Here is an 18896-nt window from a genome sequence, read left to right as displayed (position 1 = left end):
TCCCGCGCTACGGCGCGCCTGAGGGCCCGCCGCCCGCCTGGCGTGCCAGGAGCGCAGCGAAGTCCTCCGCCGGCACGGGCCGGCAGCACAGATAGCCCTGGAAGCGGTCGCAGCCCCGCGCGTGCAGAAACCCCAGCTGCTCCGGCGTTTCGACGCCTTCGGCCAGCACGGCCAGGCCCAGGCTATGCCCCATGGCGATGATGGCGGCGCAGATGGCCATGTCGTCCACGCTCTGCGGCAGATCGCGGATGAAGCCCTTGTCGATCTTGAGCACGTCGATCGGAAAGCGCTTGAGGTGCGCCAGCGACGAGTAGCCCGTTCCGAAATCATCGATGGCCAGCCGCAGTCCCAGGCTCCGCAGCCGCAGCAGCACCTGTCGGGCCTCCTCCGGCCGCTCGGCAAGCGCGCCTTCGGTGATTTCCACTTCCAGCAGCGTCGATGGGAAACCCGAGTCCGCGAGCGCGAGCGCCGCGCAGCCCGCCAGGTCGGTGAGGTGGAACTGCCGCGGCGAGATGTTCACGGCCATCGTCACCTCGGGCAGGCCGGCATCGCGCCAGCGCTGGGCTTGCCGGCAGGCCTCGTGCATCACCCACTCGCCCAGCGGGGCGATCACGCCCGTGCGCTCGGCCACGGGAATGAAGCGATCGGGCGCGATGAAGCCTTCCACGGGATCGTTCCAGCGCACGAGCGCCTCCGCGCCGATGATGCGCCCGGAAGCGATGTCGACCTGCGGCTGGTAGTGCAGTTGCAACTGGCCCTGCGCAAGCGCGGTGCGCAGCCGCGCTTCGAGCGCCAGCCGCTCGCGCGCGGCCTGCGTGAGGCTTTCGTCGAAGAAGTGCCAGGCGCCGTGCCCGTGCTCGCGCGCGCCGTACACCGCCGCGTGCGCGCCCTGCAGCAGCGCATCAGCGCTGTCGCCATGGTCGGGAAACAAACAGATGCCCACGCTGGCCGAGGCCACCACCTCGAAGCCGTCGGGCGACCGCCAGGGCTCGGCCAGCGCGGCCAACAGGCTGCGGGCGGTGGCGACCGCCCCTGACGCGCCATCCACGCGGCGGGCGATCACGCCGATCTCGTCGCCCGCCAGCCGCCCGGCCAGATCACCGGCGCGCAGCGCGCCCTGCACGCGCGCGGCGATGTGGCGCAGCACCTCGTCGCCCACGGCATGGCCGTAGCTGTCGTTCACGTCCTTGAAACGGTCGAGGTTGACCAGCAGTACCGCCAGCGGCTCGCCCTGGGCCCGCGCGTCGGTCATGGCCTCGTCGAGCTGCTGTGCGAAGAAGGTGCGGTTGGGCAGGCCCGTGAGCGGGTCGGTGTGCGCCATCACCTCCAGCCGCCGGCGCTGCTCGTGCTCCTGGGAGATGTCGGTGAAAAGGCACACGTAGTGCGTGACCTCGCCCTGCGCATTGCGCACGCTGGAGAGCGACATGCGCTCAGGAAACACCTCGCCGTTCTTGCGGCGGTTCCAGATCTCGCCCTGCCAGTGGCCCGTGCGGCCCAGCTCGCGCCACATGGCTTCGTAGAAGGCGCGCCCGTGCCGGCCCGACTTGAAAAGCCGCGGCGTGCGACCCAGCATTTCCGACTCGCTATAGCCCATCAGCCGCGTGAACGCCGCGTTCACCGACAGGATGCGGCTCTCGGCGTCGGTCACCACCATGCCCTCGGCCGCGTTGTCCACCACGGTGGCGGCCAGGCGCTGGCGCTCGTCGGCCTGCCGGGCACCGCGCGCCAGGACGGCGATCTCCCGGCCGCGCGCGCGCCAGCGGCGCAAGGCCCACACGCCGCAGGCCGCGGGCGCCAGCACGAAGGCCGCTTCCAGCACGGTGCGCCAGAAGCTGCCGGGCGGCAGCAGCGCCTGTGCGCCCGCCACCCACGCAAGACCGGCCGCCGCATAGATGAGCAGCGCGGCGGGCAATCGCCAGCCAGCCGATTCCCCGGGGGCACTGCGGGGTCCGGCCCCCTCCTCCTCGTCCATCAAATTCCTTGCTCCGCGTTGCTGCGGGCCGTGCTGCGACAATCGCCCCGCTATGACCCAAGCCTATATTCTCACCCTGTCCTGCCCCGACAAGCTCGGGCTGGTGCATGCGGTTTCCGGTTTCCTGCTCGAGCACGGCGGCAATATCGAAGAGGCCGCCCAGTACAACGACCACGCCACGGGCCTGTTCTTCATGCGCGTGCGCTTCGCCTGCGACACCCATGACCAGGCCGGGCTGCGCGCGCGGCTCACGGCCTTCGCCGAGCCGCACCGCATGCACTGGAGCCTGCATGCCGCGAGCGAGCCCATGAAGACCGTCATCATGGTCAGCCGCGAGGGCCACTGCCTGAACGACCTGCTGTTCCGCTGGAAGTCGGGCCTGCTGCCGGTGCACATCTGCGCCATCGTCAGCAACCACCGCGATTTCTACCAGTTGGCCGCCAGCTACAACGTGCCCTTCCACCACATCCCGGTCACGAAGGACAACAAGCCCCAGGCCGAGGCACGCCAGTACGAGATCATCGAGCAGGAAGGCGCCGAGCTGGTGGTGCTCGCCCGCTACATGCAGGTGCTCTCCGACGACCTGTGCCGCAAGCTCGAAGGCCGCGCCATCAACATCCACCACAGCTTCCTGCCCAGCTTCAAGGGCGCCAAGCCCTACTACCAGGCGCATGACCGCGGCGTGAAGCTGATCGGCGCCACGGCCCACTACGTGACGGCCGACCTGGACGAAGGCCCGATCATCGAGCAGGACGTGGCCCGCGCCGACCACACCGACACGGTGGAAGACCTCACCGCCCGAGGGCGGGACACCGAAAGCCAGGTGCTCGCGCGCGCGGTGAAGTGGCACACCGAGCACCGCGTGCTGCTGAACGGCCACAAGACCGTGATCTTCCGCTGACCAGGCCGCCCCCGCGCCTCGCCCATGAGCGCCCGCGACCCCGGCCCCGCGCCCCTGGGCGCGCGCCGCATCCCACCCATCCAGTGCCTCGTCACCTTCGAGGCGCTGGCGCGCCTGCGCAGCGTGACCCAGACGGCCGACGAGCTGTGCGTCACGCCCAGCGCCGTGAGCCACCGCGTGCGGCAGCTCGAGCAGATCCTGGGCGCGCGGCTCTTCGGGCGGGCCGACTTCTCGCTCACCACCGAGGGCAGCGCCTACCTCGCCCATGTGCGCGAGGGCCTGGGCGCGCTGCAGCGCTTTCCGGGCGCAGCGGCCGCGCCGGGCAAGCGCCGGCTCAAGCTCGCCGTCACGCCCACCTTCGCACGCGCGATCCTCATCCCGCGCCTGCGGCAATTCACCGAGGCGTATCCCGAGATCGACCTTGCCCTGCAGGTCTCCATCCCGCTGCTCGACGTAGTGGCGGAGGATGCCGACCTGGTGGTGCGCTTCGGGCCCGGACACTACGCCGACATGGAGCACGTCGAGCTGGCGCGCGATGTCGTCACGCCGCTGGCCTCGCCCGCCTTCCTGCGCGAACACGGCCCCTTCGAGCGGCCCGCCGACCTGGAGGGCACCCCTTTGCTGCGCAGCCCGCTGGAGCCCTGGCGCAGCTGGTTCTCGGCTGCGGCGCTCGACTGGCAGGAGCCCTCGGAGGGTTCGCAGTTCAACGACATCGGCCTCATGTGCGACGCCGCGTCCGCCGGCATGGGCGTGGCGCTGGTGCGCCTCAAGCTCGGCGCCCCCTGGCTGGAGAACGGCACCCTGGTACGCCTGTTTCCGCTCGACGCGCCCAGCCCCCACGCGCACTACCTCTGCTGGCGCACCGGCACCATGGACCGCTGGGAATGCGCCGCTTTTGCCGAATGGCTGCGCCGGGCCATGGGCTGAGCGGACAAGCACCAAAAGTGCCCCATGCCGCCGTATCCATTCAATAGTTAGCTATTATTTTTGTAGCAACCCGGTGAATTGGGGCCGTACCCTTCCAGCACGTTCGGGGCTTGCCGGGATGGCGCCCGCCGCGCAGGCCACCGACAATGCCGGGATGCGGGCACTGCCGTCCGCCACCGGACCCATGCCATGACAGCCCCCCTTCCCGACAACGAGGCCGAGCGCCTGCGGGCCCTGCACGACCTCATGCTCCTGGACACCTCGCCCGAGGAGCGCTTCGACCGCGTGGTGCGGTTCGCGGCCGAACAGCTGGACGCCCCCATCGCGCTCGTCAGCCTGGTGGACGAGCACCGCCAGTGGTTCAAGTCGCGCCTGGGCCTGGAGCCGTCCGAGACCGCGCGCGACGTTTCCTTCTGCGCGCATGCCATCCTGCAACCCGACCTGCTCGTCGTCGAGGATGCCCGCCGGGACCCTCGCTTCGCCGACAACCCGTTCGTGACCGGCGACGCGCACATCCGGTTCTATGCGGGTGCGCCGCTGAGCGCTCCCGGCGGCGAGCGCATCGGCACGCTGTGCGTGCTGGACACCGAGCCGCGCACCTTGGGCGGTACGGAAATGGCAGTGCTCAAGGCGCTGCGCGAACTCGTCAATGAAGCCATCGCGGGCAAGGAGGACGACGCATGAGCCCCGGCCGCGCCGCCTCTCCGCTGCCCATCCTCCTGGTGGAACCCCAGTTCGTGCTGCGCCGCACCATCGTGGCGGTGGCCCGCGAACTGGCGCAGGTCGAATTCCATGAGACCACGAGCGCCGAGCGCGCGCTGCCGGTACTCGGCGTGCGGCCGTTCTCCGGGCTAGTGCTCGACTGTGATGACCATGCCGTGGCGGCGGATCTGCTGGGCCGCCTGCGGGACGGCGCCTTCGCCAGCCCGCCGCGCATTCCCGTGGTGGCCATCACCTCGCTGCACGACCCCGACCGCGACGCGTGGCGCCAGTCGATGGGCGTGATCGGCACCCTGCACAAGCCGTTCAAGATCGGCGCACTGCTCGAACGGGTGCAGGCCATGCTCGGCTCGCCGCAGGCATGGGCGGGCACGGACGGCAGCGCGCGCTCGGCCTTGCCGCCCCACCCATGAACGTGCAGCACGACACCCGCTGGCGCAAGCACTACCCGACGCTCGAACAGAACCGCGCTCTCAACGCGACCGCGAACACGGTGCTGGTCAGCGCCCTCGCGGGGACGGGAAAGACCACCACGCTGGCCATCAAGGCCGCGGACCTGATCCGCCACCGGGGCGCCGGCCGCATCCTGATGCTCGCGTATTCGGAGTCCGGGCTCGCCGCGATAGAGCAGCGCCTCGGCAACATCGCCCCGGCGCTTCCGCGGCAGGTTCAGATCATGACGGTGGAGCAGCTGTGCGCCCAACTGCTCTCGGAGCAGGGCGACGCGCTGGTGCGCATCACCGAGCCCCTGCAGCGCCAACTGCTGGTGCGGCAGGCCTGCAGCGCGCTCGAGCACGACCCGCGCCGCGGCGACGCTCCCGGGCTCGGCGATGCCCTCTCCTTCGGGCTGGACGTGCAGGCCTTCCTGGATTTCGAGGCCCGGGCCAAGCAGCAGATGCTGCTGCGCGACCGGGAGCAGTCCGGCCTGGGTGCCGGGGAGTACTGCCGCGAGCACGAGCTGGACCCTGGGCTCTACCAGTTGCTGGTGCGCTACGAACGGCTGCGGCGCGGCTTGAACGGCGAGCCGCTGTTCTACGCCCCGGGGGACTGCACCTACGAGATCGCGACGCAGCTCGATGCCCTCGATTTCGAGGAGGTCTTCGCGCCGCTGGAGGGCCGCTTCGACGCGGTCCTGTTCGATGAATTGCAGGACCTGGACAACGCCGCCATGCTCGTGCTGCGCCACCTCGTGCGCGGCGGCAACGGCCTGTTCATGGGCGCGGGCGACTTCAACCAGCACATCCGGCCAGGGGCCTTCTCGGTGTTCGGCGACAACCTCTCCCGCATCCGGCAGGAACTGCCCGCGGACACGCAGGTGGAAGAGATCCGCACCACCTACCGCTTCGGCGATGCCATCTGCCGCGGGCTCAACCCCCTGTTCGGGGTCGAGTTCGCGCCGTTCTATCGCGACAAGGCCGCGTGGTTCGAGCGCCGGGCCTACACCGACGACGGCGACTGCGCGCAGCAGTTGCTGGCGATCCACGGCCTCGTGCGCCGCCAGCCCCCGCGGGAGCCCGGCGGTCCCCCGCCGTGCCTGCACGTGATCGTGCGCTCGCCGGAGGATTCGATCCTGCTCGAATGGATGGCCATCCAGGAGGGCGTGCACTACGCCTGCAAGGGCATGAAGCACTTCTACCAGCGCCGCGAGGTCGCGCTGCTGCTCACCCTCATGTGGGCCATGCAGGGCTGCCATGACGGCATCCGGCTCACGCAGGGCATCGTGAGCAACGCCATCGAAGGGCTGCTGCGGTACGTGCGGCGCGCCAGCGAGCCCGATCCGGATGTGCTGGCCAACGGCTTCTTCGACATGGATGCGCTGGAGCAGGACTCTCCGGTGGAAGTGAACACCCGGGCCGTGGCGGTGGACCTCGTCGGCCAGAAGGCGCTGGTGCGCCATTTCCTGGTCCGCGCAAGCTTCGACAAGGACGCTCCCGTGGCCTCCGCCCCCTGCGAGCAGCTGCTGGAGCTGCCCCCCGAGGCCTGCGCGGATGCCGGGCAGCTCTGCAGGCACCCGCTGGTGCGCCAGTTCTTCGCCCAGGCCCCCATCAGCCCGGAGGAGCTGCGCGCCTGCCAGGGCAGCCTGCGGGCGCTGGCCCGCATCTGCGCGGGGCTGTCCGTCGATGAGTTCCTGGGCCGGCTCGCCCCCCTGGTGAACGCCAGCATCGACCAGCACCGGAGGCAGGAGGCACCCAGCCTGCAACTGCTCACGGTGGAGCGCTGCAAGGGGCACGAATACGAGTACGTGGCCGTCCCCTTCGTGGAACGGGGGCGCTTTCCGCGCAGCGCCGCCGGGGCGGACGCCCAGCGCGAGCGCAACATGCTCTACGTGGCCATGACGCGCAGCAGCCGGCGCCTGTGGCTCCTGGAAAGCCGCGACCGCCCCGTCAGCCCCGGCCCGGTCTGACCCACGCCACCGGCCATGCCGGAGGCCCCGCCCCGGCATTTCACGGCACCGTGCAAGAAAACTCACGCACCGCCGCGCAGCCTTCCCCTACAGTGGCGGGCATGAGCGCAGCCCTTCCTTCTGCACCCGCCTCCCCCGCTTCGCTGGCCGGCACCCCGGAACCCGCCGCCCTGCAGGCGGCGATCGTCCAGGCGCTCGGCGCCCACCTGCCGGCCCATGCGCTGCTCTGGCACGCGGAGGACACCACGCCCTATGAGTGCGACGGCCTCACGGCCTACCGCCAGCGCCCGCTGGTGGTGGCCCTGCCCGAGACCGAGGCGCAGGTGCAGGCCGTGCTGCGCACCTGCCATGCGCTGGGCGTGCCGGTGGTGGCGCGCGGCGCGGGCACGGGCCTCTCGGGCGGGGCCATGCCGCATGCGCGCGGCGTGACGCTCTCGCTGGCCCGGTTCAACCGCATCCTCGGCGTGGACCCCGTGGCGCGCACCGCGCGCGTGCAGTGCGGCGTGCGCAACCTGGCCATCAGCGAGGCCGCCGCGCCGCACGGGCTCTACTACGCACCCGACCCCAGCAGCCAGATCGCCTGCACCATCGGCGGCAACGTCGCCGAGAACTCGGGCGGGGTGCACTGCCTGAAATACGGCCTCACCGTGCACAACGTGCTGCGCGTGCGCGGATTCACCGCCGAAGGCGACCCCGTCACCTTCGGCAGCGAGGCGCTCGACAGTCCGGGCTACGACCTGCTGGCCGCCGTGATCGGCAGCGAAGGCATGCTGGCCATCGCACTGGAAGTCACCGTGCGGCTGATCCCCAAGCCGCAGCTCGCGCGCTGCATCATGGCCAGTTTCGACGACGTGCGCCGCGCGGGCGACGCCGTGGCCGCGGTGATCGCGGCCGGCATCATCCCGGCAGGCCTCGAAATGATGGACCGCCCGATGACGGCCGCCGTCGAGGATTTCGTGCATGCGGGCTACGACCTCACGGCCGAGGCCATCCTGCTGTGCGAATCCGACGGCACGCCCGAGGAAGTCGAGGAAGAGATCGGCCGCATGAGCGAAGTGCTGCGCGCCTCGGGCGCCACCGCGATCACGGTCAGCCAGGACGAGGCCGAGCGCCTGCGCTTCTGGAGCGGCCGCAAGAACGCTTTCCCCGCGTCGGGCCGCATGAGTCCCGACTACATGTGCATGGACTCCACCATCCCGCGCAAGCGCCTGGCCGATATCCTGCTGGCCATCCAGGCGATGGAGAAGCAATACGGCCTGCGGTGCGCCAACGTCTTCCACGCGGGCGACGGCAACCTCCACCCGCTGATCCTCTTCGATGCGAACGACCCCGACCAGCTGCACCGCTGCGAACTCTTCGGGGCCGACATCCTGGAGACCAGCGTGGCCATGGGCGGCACCGTGACCGGCGAGCACGGCGTGGGCGTGGAGAAGCTCAACTCCATGTGCACGCAATTCACCACCGAGGAAAACGAACAGATGTTCGGGCTCAAGGCCGCGTTCGATCCTGCCGGCCTGCTCAATCCGGGCAAGGTGGTCCCGACCCTGAACCGCTGCGCCGAATACGGAAAGATGCTCGTGCGCGGCGGCAGCATCGCCCATCCGGACCTGCCCCGATTCTGAGCGCTGGCGCCGCACGGTCTGCTGCTGCCGGCCGCCGGCTTGTCGCACACGGGCAGGCAGGACTCAACCCTGCGCGAGCAGCAGCCTCCGCATGCTGGCGACCGTCTCGCCACTCTGCCGCGTCAACCGCCCCGAGTCGTCCAGCACACGCACGGTCGCCGTCCGGTAGAAGGCTCCGCCCCAGGAGGCGAACCGCGCCAACGCTTCGCGCTCGCGCGGGAACATCTCCGTCGCCCTGGGGGCAGGTGCCGCCGCGGGCATCGCGTCCACGCCGGCCGGCGGGGCGGCCGGAGCGGCGCGGGCTTCCACCATGCAGAGCGCCAGCCCGGCATGGTGCGCGGCCGGCCCCAACCGCATGTCGAGCCGGCCCAGCAGCCAGGTGACTTCCTGCACGCGCAGGTCCAGCGCATCCAGCGCGGCCACGGCACATTCCACCTGCTCGGCCGCGTCCTGCAGCGATGCGGAGTGCGTCCGGGCAATGGCGAGCGCTTCGTCCACGCGGCCTTCCGCGCTGGCACGCAGTGCGCGCAGCACCGCCGGATCGATCGCGCCGTCGAGCACGGGAGAAGCCCACTGCGCGCCGGCGCCGGCGATGGCACCGCTGCCCAGCCAGGCGACGGTCGGGTTCTCCGCCGCCATCCCCAGGCTGGCGACACCATGGCCCACCGCCCAGGCCGCCACCGCGCTGGCCGACAGGCCCCTCCAACCATAGGCGAGCAACTCTGCCGCGCGGGACACCGTCGCCACCAGGTCTTCCAGCCGCGGCGCCCCCTGCTCCAGCGTGCCGCCCAAACCTGCGCCGCGCGTGGGGGAAAGGCTGCGCGGCAGTCGACGCGCCAACGCGAGCACCGGCTGGAGGCCCCGGGCCTGGGCCTCCAGCCGCGCCATGCCGAGCGCAGCCAGCCGGTCCGATACGTCCCTGCGGCGCTCCTCCAATGCCAGTGCCAGTTCACGGAAGGGCCACTCGGCCGAAGCGATCCAGCGGTCCGCAGGGCTGTCCGGGTCGTTCGCGCACCACGCGAGCCGCAACCGTGCGATGGCCGCCTCGACCATGTCCTCGCCCACGCCCAGCTCCCGCGGCGGGGGCAACGGGCCATAGGCTGCCTCGTTCGGCGCAGCGTCCGGGCCTGCCGGCCCGCACGGCGCCGTGCGCGCCATGCCGGCGCTGTCCGCGATCTGTTCGACTTCTTCGACGTAATGCATTCCTGCCCTCCTGCTGCTGCATGGCCCGCGGTGCCGCATCCGAGGTGCCGCCCGCCCGGAGCGCGGAAACTCGCAGCATCCCGGGTGACAACGGCCCAGCCTGCACCCACCATGGGCGCTCTGCGCAACCTGAACCTCTTCCACCTGCCCACGCGGAGCCGTGGCGCCATTCCGGCACCTTCCTGAACCGACCCATGTCCTGCCGCGGGACCTCTTCCCAGTGGCAACGTAACCATGAATCACGCATTTTTGGTGACTATATATCCGAATCACGCCACTTCTCTGCCAGCTGCCTAGCGTGACTGCATGCAGGATGCAAAGCAAAATTTTGCCGAGAAGTTACGAAACGCTATGGAGAAGGCCGGCTATGAAGCCCGGCCCTCGGTTCTGGAGCGGGAATTCAACACCCGGCACTGGGGCAAACCCATGAGCCTGCATGGCGTGCGGCGGTGGCTGCGCGGCGAAACCCTGCCCGATCCGCGCAAACTGGCCACCCTGTCGCAATGGCTGCAAGTGCCGCTGCAGGACTTCATCGGGGCGGTGGAACCCAAGGTTTCACCGCGTGCCGCCGAGTCTCCGGGGGTTTGGCACTCTGGCATGGGGTATGACGACCGCAAGCTTTTCGATATCTATCTGCGGTTGCCCGTCCCCCAGCGGCGGACCGTGCGTGACGTGATTCTGGCCATCGCGCGGGCGCATGCCGCAGACGAGGAACGGCGCCAAAATGGCTGAACCCGGGACTGAACGCGCAGTCCACTGAACCAGGGATCACGCCCATCACGTAACTCGTTTTGCGAGTCACACCACTCGGCCGGCCGATGCCTAGCGTGCCCGGCATGCAGGATGAAGCAAAACAAAAATTCGCCCGGAAGTTGCGGGAGGCAATGGAAAAGGCAGGCTACGAAGCCAAGCCCTCGGTGTTGGAACGCGAGTTCAACACACGCCATTGGGGCAAGCCCATGACGCTGCACGGTGTGCGTCGCTGGCTGCTCGGGGAAACCATGCCAGGGCCGCGCAAGCTCACCACGCTGGCGCAGTGGCTGCGGGTGCCGATGGAAGACTTCGTGGACGCGGGCAACGGCGCCGTCCTTCGCGCCACGGGCGAACCCACACACCGCTGGCATGCCGGGCTGGGCTACGACGACCGCGAGCTGTTCGACATCTACCTCAAGCTGCCGGTGCCGCAACGCCGGCTGGCGCGGGACGTGATCCTGGCCATCGCCCGGGCCCATGAAGCCGGCGAGCACCCCCGCAAGGATTGACAGCCCAGCGTCCCCCGCGCTGCCGCCACGCGGTCTGGGCAGGTGTCGGCAGTGCGCAGGAGAGCGCTTCAGCCCCCCGCCCAGTTCTGTACGCCCTGGGCCAGTTCCTGGGCGTGCGACAGGGCGAAGAGCACGAGCCCGATCAGGCCGCCGACGACGGTGCCGTTGATGCGGATGTATTGGAGGTCGCTGCCGATGTGCAGTTCGACCAGCCGCGCCATTTCCTTGGCATCCCAGCGGTCCACCGTGTTGCGGATGTGCTCGGCCACGAATTGCGAGAGGTCGGGGGCCACCTGCGTGGCCCACAGCTGCAGCCGAACGTTCAGGCGCACGCGCAGCGCCGGGTCGCCCGCCAGCGCCATCCCGAGCCACTGGCCCATGGCTGCCACCTTGCGGGACACCTCGGAATCCTCGTTGGCCAGATCATCCTGCAGCCGTTCGCGCAGGTTCGTCCAGAGATCCTGTACGTAGCGCCCCAGGGTTTCGTCGTTCTGCAGGTATTCGCGCAATTCCAGGCCGCGCCGCTCCCATTCGGGATCGGTCTGGAGACGCACGATGAGGCGCTGGACGGCTGCGTCGAGCGCCGTTCGCAACTGGTGATCGGGGTCGCTCGCCACCTCGGCCAGCAGGCTGTCGATGGCCTGGGCAATGGCGCCCGCCCCCTTGCCGCTGAGCCAGTCGGTGGGGAGCACTTTCTCCTTGAGGGGATGTTCGCGCTTGATCCACTGCACGATGGCCTCAGCGATGAAAGTGCGCGTCTCGGGCGAGCGGAGCAGCACCGTCACGCGGGAGAGCACATCGTCCAGCAGCACCTGATGGCGGCCGCCGTGCGTGAGCGTTTCCAACGCTGCGGCCATCGTGCGGGAGAGATCGAGCTGGCCCACGAGCGCACGCGCAGCCTGGTTCATGAAGCGCTGGATCCGCGCGTCTTCCACCGTGTCGAGCGCCGCCAGCGCCAGGCGCGCCACCTGCCGGCCCAGCAACTGGGCGTTGCCGGACGAGGTGAGCCACTGTGCCAGCATATCGGCGGGATCGTGGCGCTGGATCAGCGTGACCAGGGAAGGCGCGTCGAGGAACTTGTCGCGCACGAATGCGGCCAGGTTGCCGCCGATGCGGTCCTTGTTGCGGGCGATGATGTTGGTGTGCCGCTGCACCCAGGGCAGCGGAATGCGCCGGAACAGCGCCGACACCGCGAACCAGTCGGCCAGCGCGCCCACCATGGCGGCCTCGGCCATGGCCCGGATGCATTCCACCAGCAGGCTGGGGGGAAACGCATAGGTCGCCGCGAAAACCGCCGTCACGGCCAACAGCAGGCCGGAGGCCAGCCACTTCGAGTGTGCCAGCGCGAGCGCGCGCTCGGTGGCTGCCGGGGAAGCGGCAAAGCCCTCGTCCGCAGGCAGGCCCGCCATGAAGGTCCCGGCGGCACCCAACGCCCCGGAACCCGGGCGGGGGCCGGCCTCGCCAGCGCTGCTGTTGCGACTGCTGCTGTCCATCCCCCCGAGAATAGCCCGGCAAGCGGTTCACGGGGCGTAAGAGACTGTTGCCCGCACGGGCATGGCGGGTAACCGCTGGTCCGGTATCCGTGTCCGGCGCGCCGGGCGCCCAGGTGCTCGCTATCCCTGGCGCGGAGCCACGCGGTCCAGCGCCGCCGCGAGATGGCCTACGGTGCGGTCCACGTTCTGCCACTTGTCCAGCCCGAAGAGGCCGATGCGGAAGGTCTGGAAATCCGGCCCTTCGCCGCACTGCAGCGGCACTCCTGCGGCCGTCTGCAAACCCGCTTCGAGAAACTTCCGGCCGTTCTGCAGACCGGGGTCGGAGGTGTAGCTCACGACCACGCCCGGGGCTTTCCAGCCGTCGGCAGCCACGCTCGGGAAGCCTCGGGACTCCAGCAGCGCGCGCACTTTGCTGCCCAACTCCACCTGCCCCGCGCGGACCTGCTCGAACCCCTGTTCACGCGTCTCCACCATGACGTCACGCAGCCGCACCAGCGCGTCGGTCGGCATGGTCGTGTGGTAGGCATGCTGGCCCTTCTCGTAGCCCTCGGCGATCTGCATCCACTTTTTGAGGTCGCAGGAAAAGCTGGAGCTCTGGGTGCCCTCGATGGCCTGGCGCGCCCGCTCGCCGAGCATCACCATGGCGCAGCATGGGGAGCCGCTCCAGCCCTTCTGCGGCGCCGAGATCAGCACATCCACGCCCGTGGCCTGCATGTCGACCCAGATCGCACCCGAAGCGACGCAATCGAGCACGAACAGCGCGCCGACGGCATGCGCCGCCTCGGCCACGGTGCGGAGGTAGGCATCGGACAGGAGGATGCCGCTTGCCGTCTCGACATGCGGGGCGAAGACCACCTTGGGGCGCTCCGCCAGGATGGCTGCCGCCACCTCTTGCGCCGGGCACGGCGCCCAGGGCGCCTGCGCGCCTTCACCCTGCCGGCGCGCCTGGCAGACCACCGCTCCGCCTCCGAGGCCGCCCGCATCGAATATCTGGCTCCAGCGGTAGCTGAACCAGCCGTTGCGCACGATCAGCACCTTCTCGCGGTTGGCGAACTGGCGGGCCACAGCCTCCATCCCGAAGGTGCCGCTGCCGGGAACCAGCACCGCGGTGTGGGCTCCGTACACCGTCTTGAGCGTGGCAAGAATGTCCTGCATCACTCCGGTGAAGCGCCGGGACATGTGGTTGAGAGCACGGTCGGTGTACACCACCGAGAACTCCAGCAAACCATCGGGATCGACATCAGGCAACAGACCGGGCATGGCAGGGCAACTCCTTGAAAAACGTTCTGGACGATCTTCCACGCGGGAAAAAGCTTTGGCGGCTGCATATCCGGAAACCGCCGCGCACGCAAGGCGTTGCAGCTTACACCGCAGCACGGCACCGGCCAGTGCACGGAAAAGCGACGACAGGCGCACGGCCAGGCCCAGCCGCGGCTACCATCGACAGCCAACGCTGCCCGTGCCCGCATCTGCACCTGACTGCTCCGCATCCGCTGTTACCGCTTCCTGCGCCTCCCGACATTTCCACGTACCCGATATCTCCTGGAGCCCGCCCCGATGCATGACTTTCGCAGCGATACCGTTACCCAGCCCACACTCCTGATGCGCGAGGCCATGCAGGCCGCGCCGCTCGGCGACGATGTTTTCGGCGACGATCCCTCCGTCAACGCGCTGCAGGAGCACGCGGCCGAAATGCTCGGGTTCGATGCCGCGCTGTTCGCGCCCAGCGGCACGCAGGCCAATCTGATCGCCCTCATGGGCCATTGCCAGCGCGGCGACGAGGCCATCGTCGGACAGACGTGGCACACCTACCGCTGGGAAGGCGGCGGCATGGCAGCCCTGGGCTCCATCCAGCCGCAGCCCATCGAGAACCGCAGCGATGGCACGCTTTGCCTGCGGGACATTGCCGCCGCCATCAAGCCCGACGACCCGCACTTCGCGCGCACCCGCCTCGTGGTGCTGGAGAACACGGCCGGCGGCCAGGTGCTCCCCAACCCCTACATCGCCGATGTGGCGCAACTCGCGCGCAGCCGGCACCTTGCCATGCACCTCGATGGCGCGCGCCTCTTCAATGCCGCCGCAGCCAATGCCACAGCCCACGGCACCGACGTGTACGACGAAGCACGCGCCATCTGCTCGCATTTCGACTCTGCCTCGGTCTGCCTGAGCAAGGGCCTGGGTGCACCGGTGGGCTCGCTGCTGCTCGGTTCGCACGACTTCATCGCGCATGCACGCCGGACCCGCAAGATGCTGGGCGGCTCCATGCGCCAGGTGGGCATGCTGGCCGCCGCGGGGCACTACGCGCTGGACCACCATGTCCGCCGCATGGCGGAAGACCATGCCCTGCTGCGCACGCTGGCCGAAGGCCTCGCGGAAGTGGGCCGCAGCCATCCTGTGCTGCGCAGGCGCCTCAGCGTGGCCTCCGCGCATACCAACATCCTCTTCACCGACGTGCATTCCGACATCGCACCGGCCCTGATGGCCTGGCTGGCCCAGCACGGCGTCTGCGTGACGCGCAGCCTGTGCGGAGGCCAGATCCGGCTGCGCTGGGTCACCCACATCGACGTCGGACCCGACGATGTGGCCCATACGCTCGCGTGCGTGGAACGGTTCAGCGGCTAGGCAAGCCTTCCTGCGCTGCCGCTGGCGGGGCCGCGTAGGTGCGGCCCCCAAAGATGCCGCTGCCCACGCGAACCAGGGTGCTGCCCGCGTGGATGGCGGCCTCCAGGTCGCCGGTCATCCCGAGCGAAAGCGTATCGAAAGCATCCAGACCTTCGAAGCCGGCGGCACGCAGCCGATCGAACAGGCTCCGCGCCTGGGCATGCACCGCGTATTGGGCAGCGAAGTCGGGCGCGGGATCGGGTATGCCCATCAGGCCACGCAGCCGCAGCCGTGGCAGGCGCGCCACAGCCCGCGCCAGCTCCAGCGCCTGCGCAGGTGTGGCGCCCGCCTTCGTCGGCCCGCCGTCCACATTCACCTGGATGCACACCTGCAGCGGCGGCAGGTGCGGCGGCCTTTGCTGCGACAGGCGCTCGGCGGTCTTGAGACGGTCCACGGTGTGGATCCAGTCGAAGTGCTCGGCAACCAGGCGCGTCTTGTTGCTCTGCACGGGGCCGATGCAGTGCCATTCGAGCGGCCCGGTGGCGGCCGCACCCACTTCCTGCAGCGTGGCGATCTTCTGCACACCCTCCTGCAGGTAGTTTTCGCCGAATGCGCGCTGCCCTGCCTGCACGGCTTCCCGCACGGCGTCCGCGTTGAAGGTCTTGGAAACGGCAAGGAGCCGCACGCTGGAAGGGTCGCGGCCGCATGCCGCGCAGGCCCGGGCGATGCGGGCCAAAACCCCTTGGATGTTGTTACCAATGGTCGTCATAATGTTCGCTCTCAAGCGTACCAAACGACCAAGGGCTCCCGTGGATATCACCCAACTGCTCGCCTTCAGCGTGAAGAACAAGGCCTCCGACCTGCACCTGTCCGCAGGCCTTCCGCCGATGATCCGGGTCCACGGCGATGTGCGGCGCATCAACGTCGATGCGCTCGACCACAAGACGGTGCATGCCATGGCGTACGACATCATGAGCGACGCCCAGCGCAAGGTGTACGAAGAATTCCTCGAAGTGGACTTTTCCTTCGAGATCGAAGGACTCGCACGTTTCCGGGTCAATGCGTTCAACCAGAACCGCGGTGCGGCCGCCGTGTTCCGGACCATCCCGAGCAAGATCCTCACGCTGGAACAGCTGAACGCCCCCAAGATCTTCGGCGACCTCGCACTCAAGCCGCGCGGGCTCGTGCTCGTGACCGGCCCCACGGGTTCGGGCAAGTCGACCACGCTGGCGGCCATGGTCAACCACCTCAACGAAACCGAATACGGACACATCCTGACCGTGGAGGATCCGATCGAATTCGTGCACGAGTCCAAGAAGTGCCTGATCAACCAGCGGGAGGTCGGGCCGATGACGCTGTCGTTCGCCGCCGCGCTGAAGTCGGCCCTGCGTGAAGACCCGGACGCGATCCTCGTGGGCGAAATGCGCGACCTGGAAACCATCCGCCTCGCGATGACTGCGGCGGAGACGGGCCACCTTGTGTTCGGCACGCTGCACACCTCCAGCGCGGCCAAGACCATCGACCGGATCATCGACGTCTTCCCCGCGGAAGAAAAGGAGATGGTGCGCGCGATGCTGTCCGAATCGCTGCAGGCCGTGATCTCTCAAACCCTGTGCAAGACCAAGGACGGCCAGGGCCGCGTGGCGGCCCATGAAATCATGCTGGGCACCAGCGCCATCCGCAACCTGATCCGGGAAGCCAAGGTGGCGCAGATGTACTCCACCATCCAGACGAGCAACAGCGTCGGCATGCAGACGCTGGACCAGAACCTCACCGACCTCGTGCGGCGCAACATCATCAGCCCGGCCGAAGCCCGCGGCAAAGCCAAGATCCCCGAAAACTTCCCGGGCTGACACCACGGCACCGCGCTGCACCACCTGCCCTTGTTCGATATTCAGCGCGGCCTGCGACCGACCCGCCGCGCGCACCGGAGCACCCCATGAAAGGCATCCTCGGCCTCCTCAAGGCCAAGACCCGCAACACCAAGCCCGGCGCCGAAAGCGGCAGCGACTCGGTGTTCTTCACCACGGCCTTCGCCGGCCAGGGCGTTGACACCTCCATGCTCGTTCCCTGGGAAGCACGCGCCGTGGAAATCACCGCGGCACGCCTGCCGGTGAGCCGGGGCGGCAAGCTGCTGCAGGCGCTCTGGTCCAAGGACCGCTACATGGCGCACCTGGATGCGAGCGCGGTCGAACGCATGGAGCGCTTCTTCCAGTTCGCGGCGGTTCCGGCCAGCCGCGACGTCATCCGCCAGGACGAGTACGGCAACTTCATGGTCGTACTGCTCACCGGCACCATCGCCGTGGACCGCATCCAGCCCTGGGGCGAGCACCTCCGCCTGGCCGAGACACGGCCGGGGGACATCCTGGGAGAAATGTCGCTGCTCGACAGCGGCATCCGCTTCTCGGCCTGCACCACGCTCACGGACTGCGAGATCGCCGTGCTGAGCGCCGAAGCCCTGGACGACATGATGGCGAAGGATCCCCAACTGGCAGCGAGCCTCGTCGCGCTGCTGGCCCGCAAACTCTCGCAGCGCCTGCGCGTGGTGAGTGCGCGGCTGAGTGACAATCAACGGTAGACGGCCCCAGCGGACCGACCGGAGTAGCGCATGGAACGCGATCAGGCCAGCAAATTCATCAACGACCTGCTGAAGCTCATGGTGAGCCGCGGCGGCAGCGACCTGTTCATCACGGCGGAGTTCCCGCCGGCCATCAAGGTGGACGGCAAGGTCACCAAAGTCTCCCCCCAACCGCTCACGCCTGCGCACACGCTCACCCTGGCGCGCGCCATCATGAGCGACAAGCAGGTGGCGGATTTCGAGCGCACCAAGGAGTGCAATTTCGCGATCTCCCCTGCCGCCATCGGGCGCTTCCGCGTGAATGCGTTCATCCAGCAGGGGCGCGTCGGCATGGTGCTGCGGACCATCCCTCTCACGCTGCCCACCATCGACGGCCTGGGCGTTCCGCAGGTGCTCAAGGAGGTCTCGATGTCCAAGCGGGGGCTGTGCATCCTCGTGGGCGCGACCGGCTCGGGCAAGTCGACCACGCTTGCCGCCATGGTGGACTGGCGCAACGAGAACTCCTTCGGCCACATCATCACGGTGGAGGATCCGATCGAGTTCGTGCACCCGCACAAGAACTGCGTGATCACGCAACGCGAGGTGGGGCTGGACACCGACAGCTGGGAGGCTGCCCTCAAGAACACGCTGCGCCAGGCCCCCGACGTGATCCTCATGGGCGAGATCCGCGACCGCGAAACCATGGAACATGCCGTGGCCTTCTCGGAGACCGGCCACCTGTGCCTGGCCACGCTGCACGCCAACAGCGCCAACCAGGCGCTGGACCGCATCATCAACTTCTTTCCGGAAGAGCGCCGCGCCCAGCTGCTCATGGACCTGTCGCTCAACCTGCGTGCCATGGTCTCGCAGCGGCTCATTCCGAAGCAGGACAGCAAAGGCCGTGCCGCAGCGGTGGAGATCATGCTCAACACCCCCCTCATCGCCGATCTGATCTTCAAGGGCGAAGTGGCCGAGATCAAGGAGATCATGAAGAAGAGCCGCAACCTGGGCATGCAGACCTTCGACCAGTCGCTCTTCGACCTGTTCGAGGCCAACGTCATCAGCTACGAAGACGCCCTGCGCAATGCGGATTCGCTCAACGACCTCCGGCTGCAGATCAAGCTCGGCAGCCAACGCGCGAAGAGCAGCGACCTGGCCTCGGGTACCGAGCACTTCGCTATCGTCTGACGCCCTTTCGCCTTGCCACCCGCCGCGACCCGGCGGGTTTTCTTTT

At 68.9% G+C, this 18896-nt stretch carries 17 protein-coding genes; 12 read left to right on the top strand and 5 right to left on the bottom strand.

Annotated elements, in window-relative coordinates:
• Positions 1-7: 7 nt before the first annotated feature.
• Positions 8-1972 (bottom strand): putative bifunctional diguanylate cyclase/phosphodiesterase, encoded by a 1965-nt coding sequence (locus tag BM144_RS11060; protein ID WP_092952139.1) that lies wholly within the window; start codon positions 1970-1972, stop codon positions 8-10.
• A 52-nt stretch (positions 1973-2024) separates the two neighbouring features.
• Between BM144_RS11060 and purU the strand changes: the two genes are divergently transcribed.
• From purU to BM144_RS11030, 6 genes are all read left to right on the top strand, one after another.
• Positions 2025-2873, top strand: coding sequence for a formyltetrahydrofolate deformylase (gene purU, locus BM144_RS11055; RefSeq protein WP_092952137.1), 849 nt, complete (start codon positions 2025-2027; stop codon positions 2871-2873).
• A gap of 24 nt (positions 2874-2897) precedes the next feature.
• The gene (locus tag BM144_RS11050; protein ID WP_092952135.1) at positions 2898-3800 is read left to right on the top strand and encodes a LysR substrate-binding domain-containing protein; all 903 of its coding nucleotides are present in this window, start codon (positions 2898-2900) and stop codon (positions 3798-3800) included.
• Between the two features lie 189 nt (positions 3801-3989).
• Positions 3990-4484 (top strand): GAF domain-containing protein, encoded by a 495-nt coding sequence (locus BM144_RS11045; RefSeq protein ID WP_092952133.1) that lies wholly within the window; start codon positions 3990-3992, stop codon positions 4482-4484.
• Complete coding sequence (locus BM144_RS11040; protein ID WP_092952131.1) at positions 4481-4933, top strand: response regulator; 453 nt, start codon at positions 4481-4483, stop codon at positions 4931-4933. Before BM144_RS11045 ends, BM144_RS11040 begins: the two co-directional genes overlap by 4 nt.
• On the top strand, positions 4930-6924 hold the full coding sequence (locus BM144_RS11035) for a UvrD-helicase domain-containing protein (protein WP_092952504.1): 1995 nt from the start codon (positions 4930-4932) through the stop codon (positions 6922-6924). The genes BM144_RS11040 and BM144_RS11035 overlap by 4 nt, the downstream gene beginning before the upstream one ends.
• A 101-nt stretch (positions 6925-7025) precedes the next feature.
• A complete protein-coding gene (locus BM144_RS11030) occupies positions 7026-8546 on the top strand; it encodes an FAD-linked oxidase C-terminal domain-containing protein (RefSeq protein ID WP_245783627.1) in 1521 nt (506 codons plus the stop codon).
• A gap of 63 nt (positions 8547-8609) precedes the next feature.
• Here BM144_RS11030 and BM144_RS11025 read toward each other — a convergent pair whose 3' ends face one another.
• Entirely contained in the window at positions 8610-9749 is a 1140-nt protein-coding gene (locus BM144_RS11025; protein ID WP_092952129.1) for a hypothetical protein, read from the bottom strand.
• Positions 9750-10055: 306 nt separating this feature from the next.
• On the opposite strand from BM144_RS11025, the gene BM144_RS11020 reads away from it, so the two are divergent.
• Together BM144_RS11020 and BM144_RS11015 are read left to right on the top strand one after the other, a co-directional pair.
• Entirely contained in the window at positions 10056-10481 is a 426-nt protein-coding gene (locus tag BM144_RS11020; protein WP_092952127.1) for a DNA-binding protein, read from the top strand.
• Positions 10482-10585: 104 nt separating this feature from the next.
• The gene (locus BM144_RS11015) at positions 10586-11011 is read left to right on the top strand and encodes a DNA-binding protein (protein ID WP_092952500.1); all 426 of its coding nucleotides are present in this window, start codon (positions 10586-10588) and stop codon (positions 11009-11011) included.
• 68 nt (positions 11012-11079) lie between these two features.
• On the opposite strand, the gene BM144_RS11010 is transcribed toward BM144_RS11015, so the two are convergent.
• Together BM144_RS11010 and BM144_RS11005 are read right to left on the bottom strand one after the other, a co-directional pair.
• A complete protein-coding gene (locus BM144_RS11010) occupies positions 11080-12504 on the bottom strand; it encodes a DUF445 domain-containing protein (protein WP_092952125.1) in 1425 nt (474 codons plus the stop codon).
• Positions 12505-12624: 120 nt separating this feature from the next.
• Positions 12625-13764, bottom strand: coding sequence for an aminotransferase class V-fold PLP-dependent enzyme (locus BM144_RS11005; protein WP_092952123.1), 1140 nt, complete (start codon positions 13762-13764; stop codon positions 12625-12627).
• Positions 13765-14061: 297 nt separating this feature from the next.
• Between BM144_RS11005 and ltaE the strand changes: the two genes are divergently transcribed.
• Positions 14062-15126, top strand: coding sequence for a low-specificity L-threonine aldolase (ltaE, locus tag BM144_RS11000; RefSeq protein WP_092952121.1), 1065 nt, complete (start codon positions 14062-14064; stop codon positions 15124-15126).
• On the opposite strand, the gene BM144_RS10995 is transcribed toward ltaE, so the two are convergent.
• Positions 15116-15874, bottom strand: a complete 759-nt coding sequence (locus BM144_RS10995) for a YggS family pyridoxal phosphate-dependent enzyme (protein ID WP_092952119.1) — start codon at positions 15872-15874, stop codon at positions 15116-15118. The two genes, ltaE and BM144_RS10995, sit on opposite strands and share 11 nt — an antisense overlap.
• A gap of 40 nt (positions 15875-15914) precedes the next feature.
• Here BM144_RS10995 and BM144_RS10990 point away from each other — a divergent pair, with 40 nt between their 5' ends.
• The 3 genes from BM144_RS10990 to BM144_RS10980 all read left to right on the top strand — a co-directional run bounded on the left by BM144_RS10990 (position 15915) and on the right by BM144_RS10980 (position 18850).
• Positions 15915-16958 carry a type IV pilus twitching motility protein PilT gene (locus tag BM144_RS10990; RefSeq protein ID WP_092952117.1) on the top strand — a complete coding sequence of 348 codons (1044 nt, stop codon included), beginning with the start codon at positions 15915-15917 and terminating at the stop codon, positions 16956-16958.
• 86 nt (positions 16959-17044) lie between these two features.
• Positions 17045-17683, top strand: coding sequence for a cyclic nucleotide-binding domain-containing protein (locus BM144_RS10985; protein WP_092952115.1), 639 nt, complete (start codon positions 17045-17047; stop codon positions 17681-17683).
• A gap of 30 nt (positions 17684-17713) precedes the next feature.
• The gene (locus BM144_RS10980; RefSeq protein ID WP_092952113.1) at positions 17714-18850 is read left to right on the top strand and encodes a PilT/PilU family type 4a pilus ATPase; all 1137 of its coding nucleotides are present in this window, start codon (positions 17714-17716) and stop codon (positions 18848-18850) included.
• Positions 18851-18896: the final 46 nt, after the last annotated feature.

This window comes from Paracidovorax konjaci, from assembly GCF_900112675.1.
Lineage (GTDB): Bacteria > Pseudomonadota > Gammaproteobacteria > Burkholderiales > Burkholderiaceae_C > Paracidovorax > Paracidovorax konjaci.
This window is presented reverse-complemented; position numbering and strand designations above follow the sequence as displayed.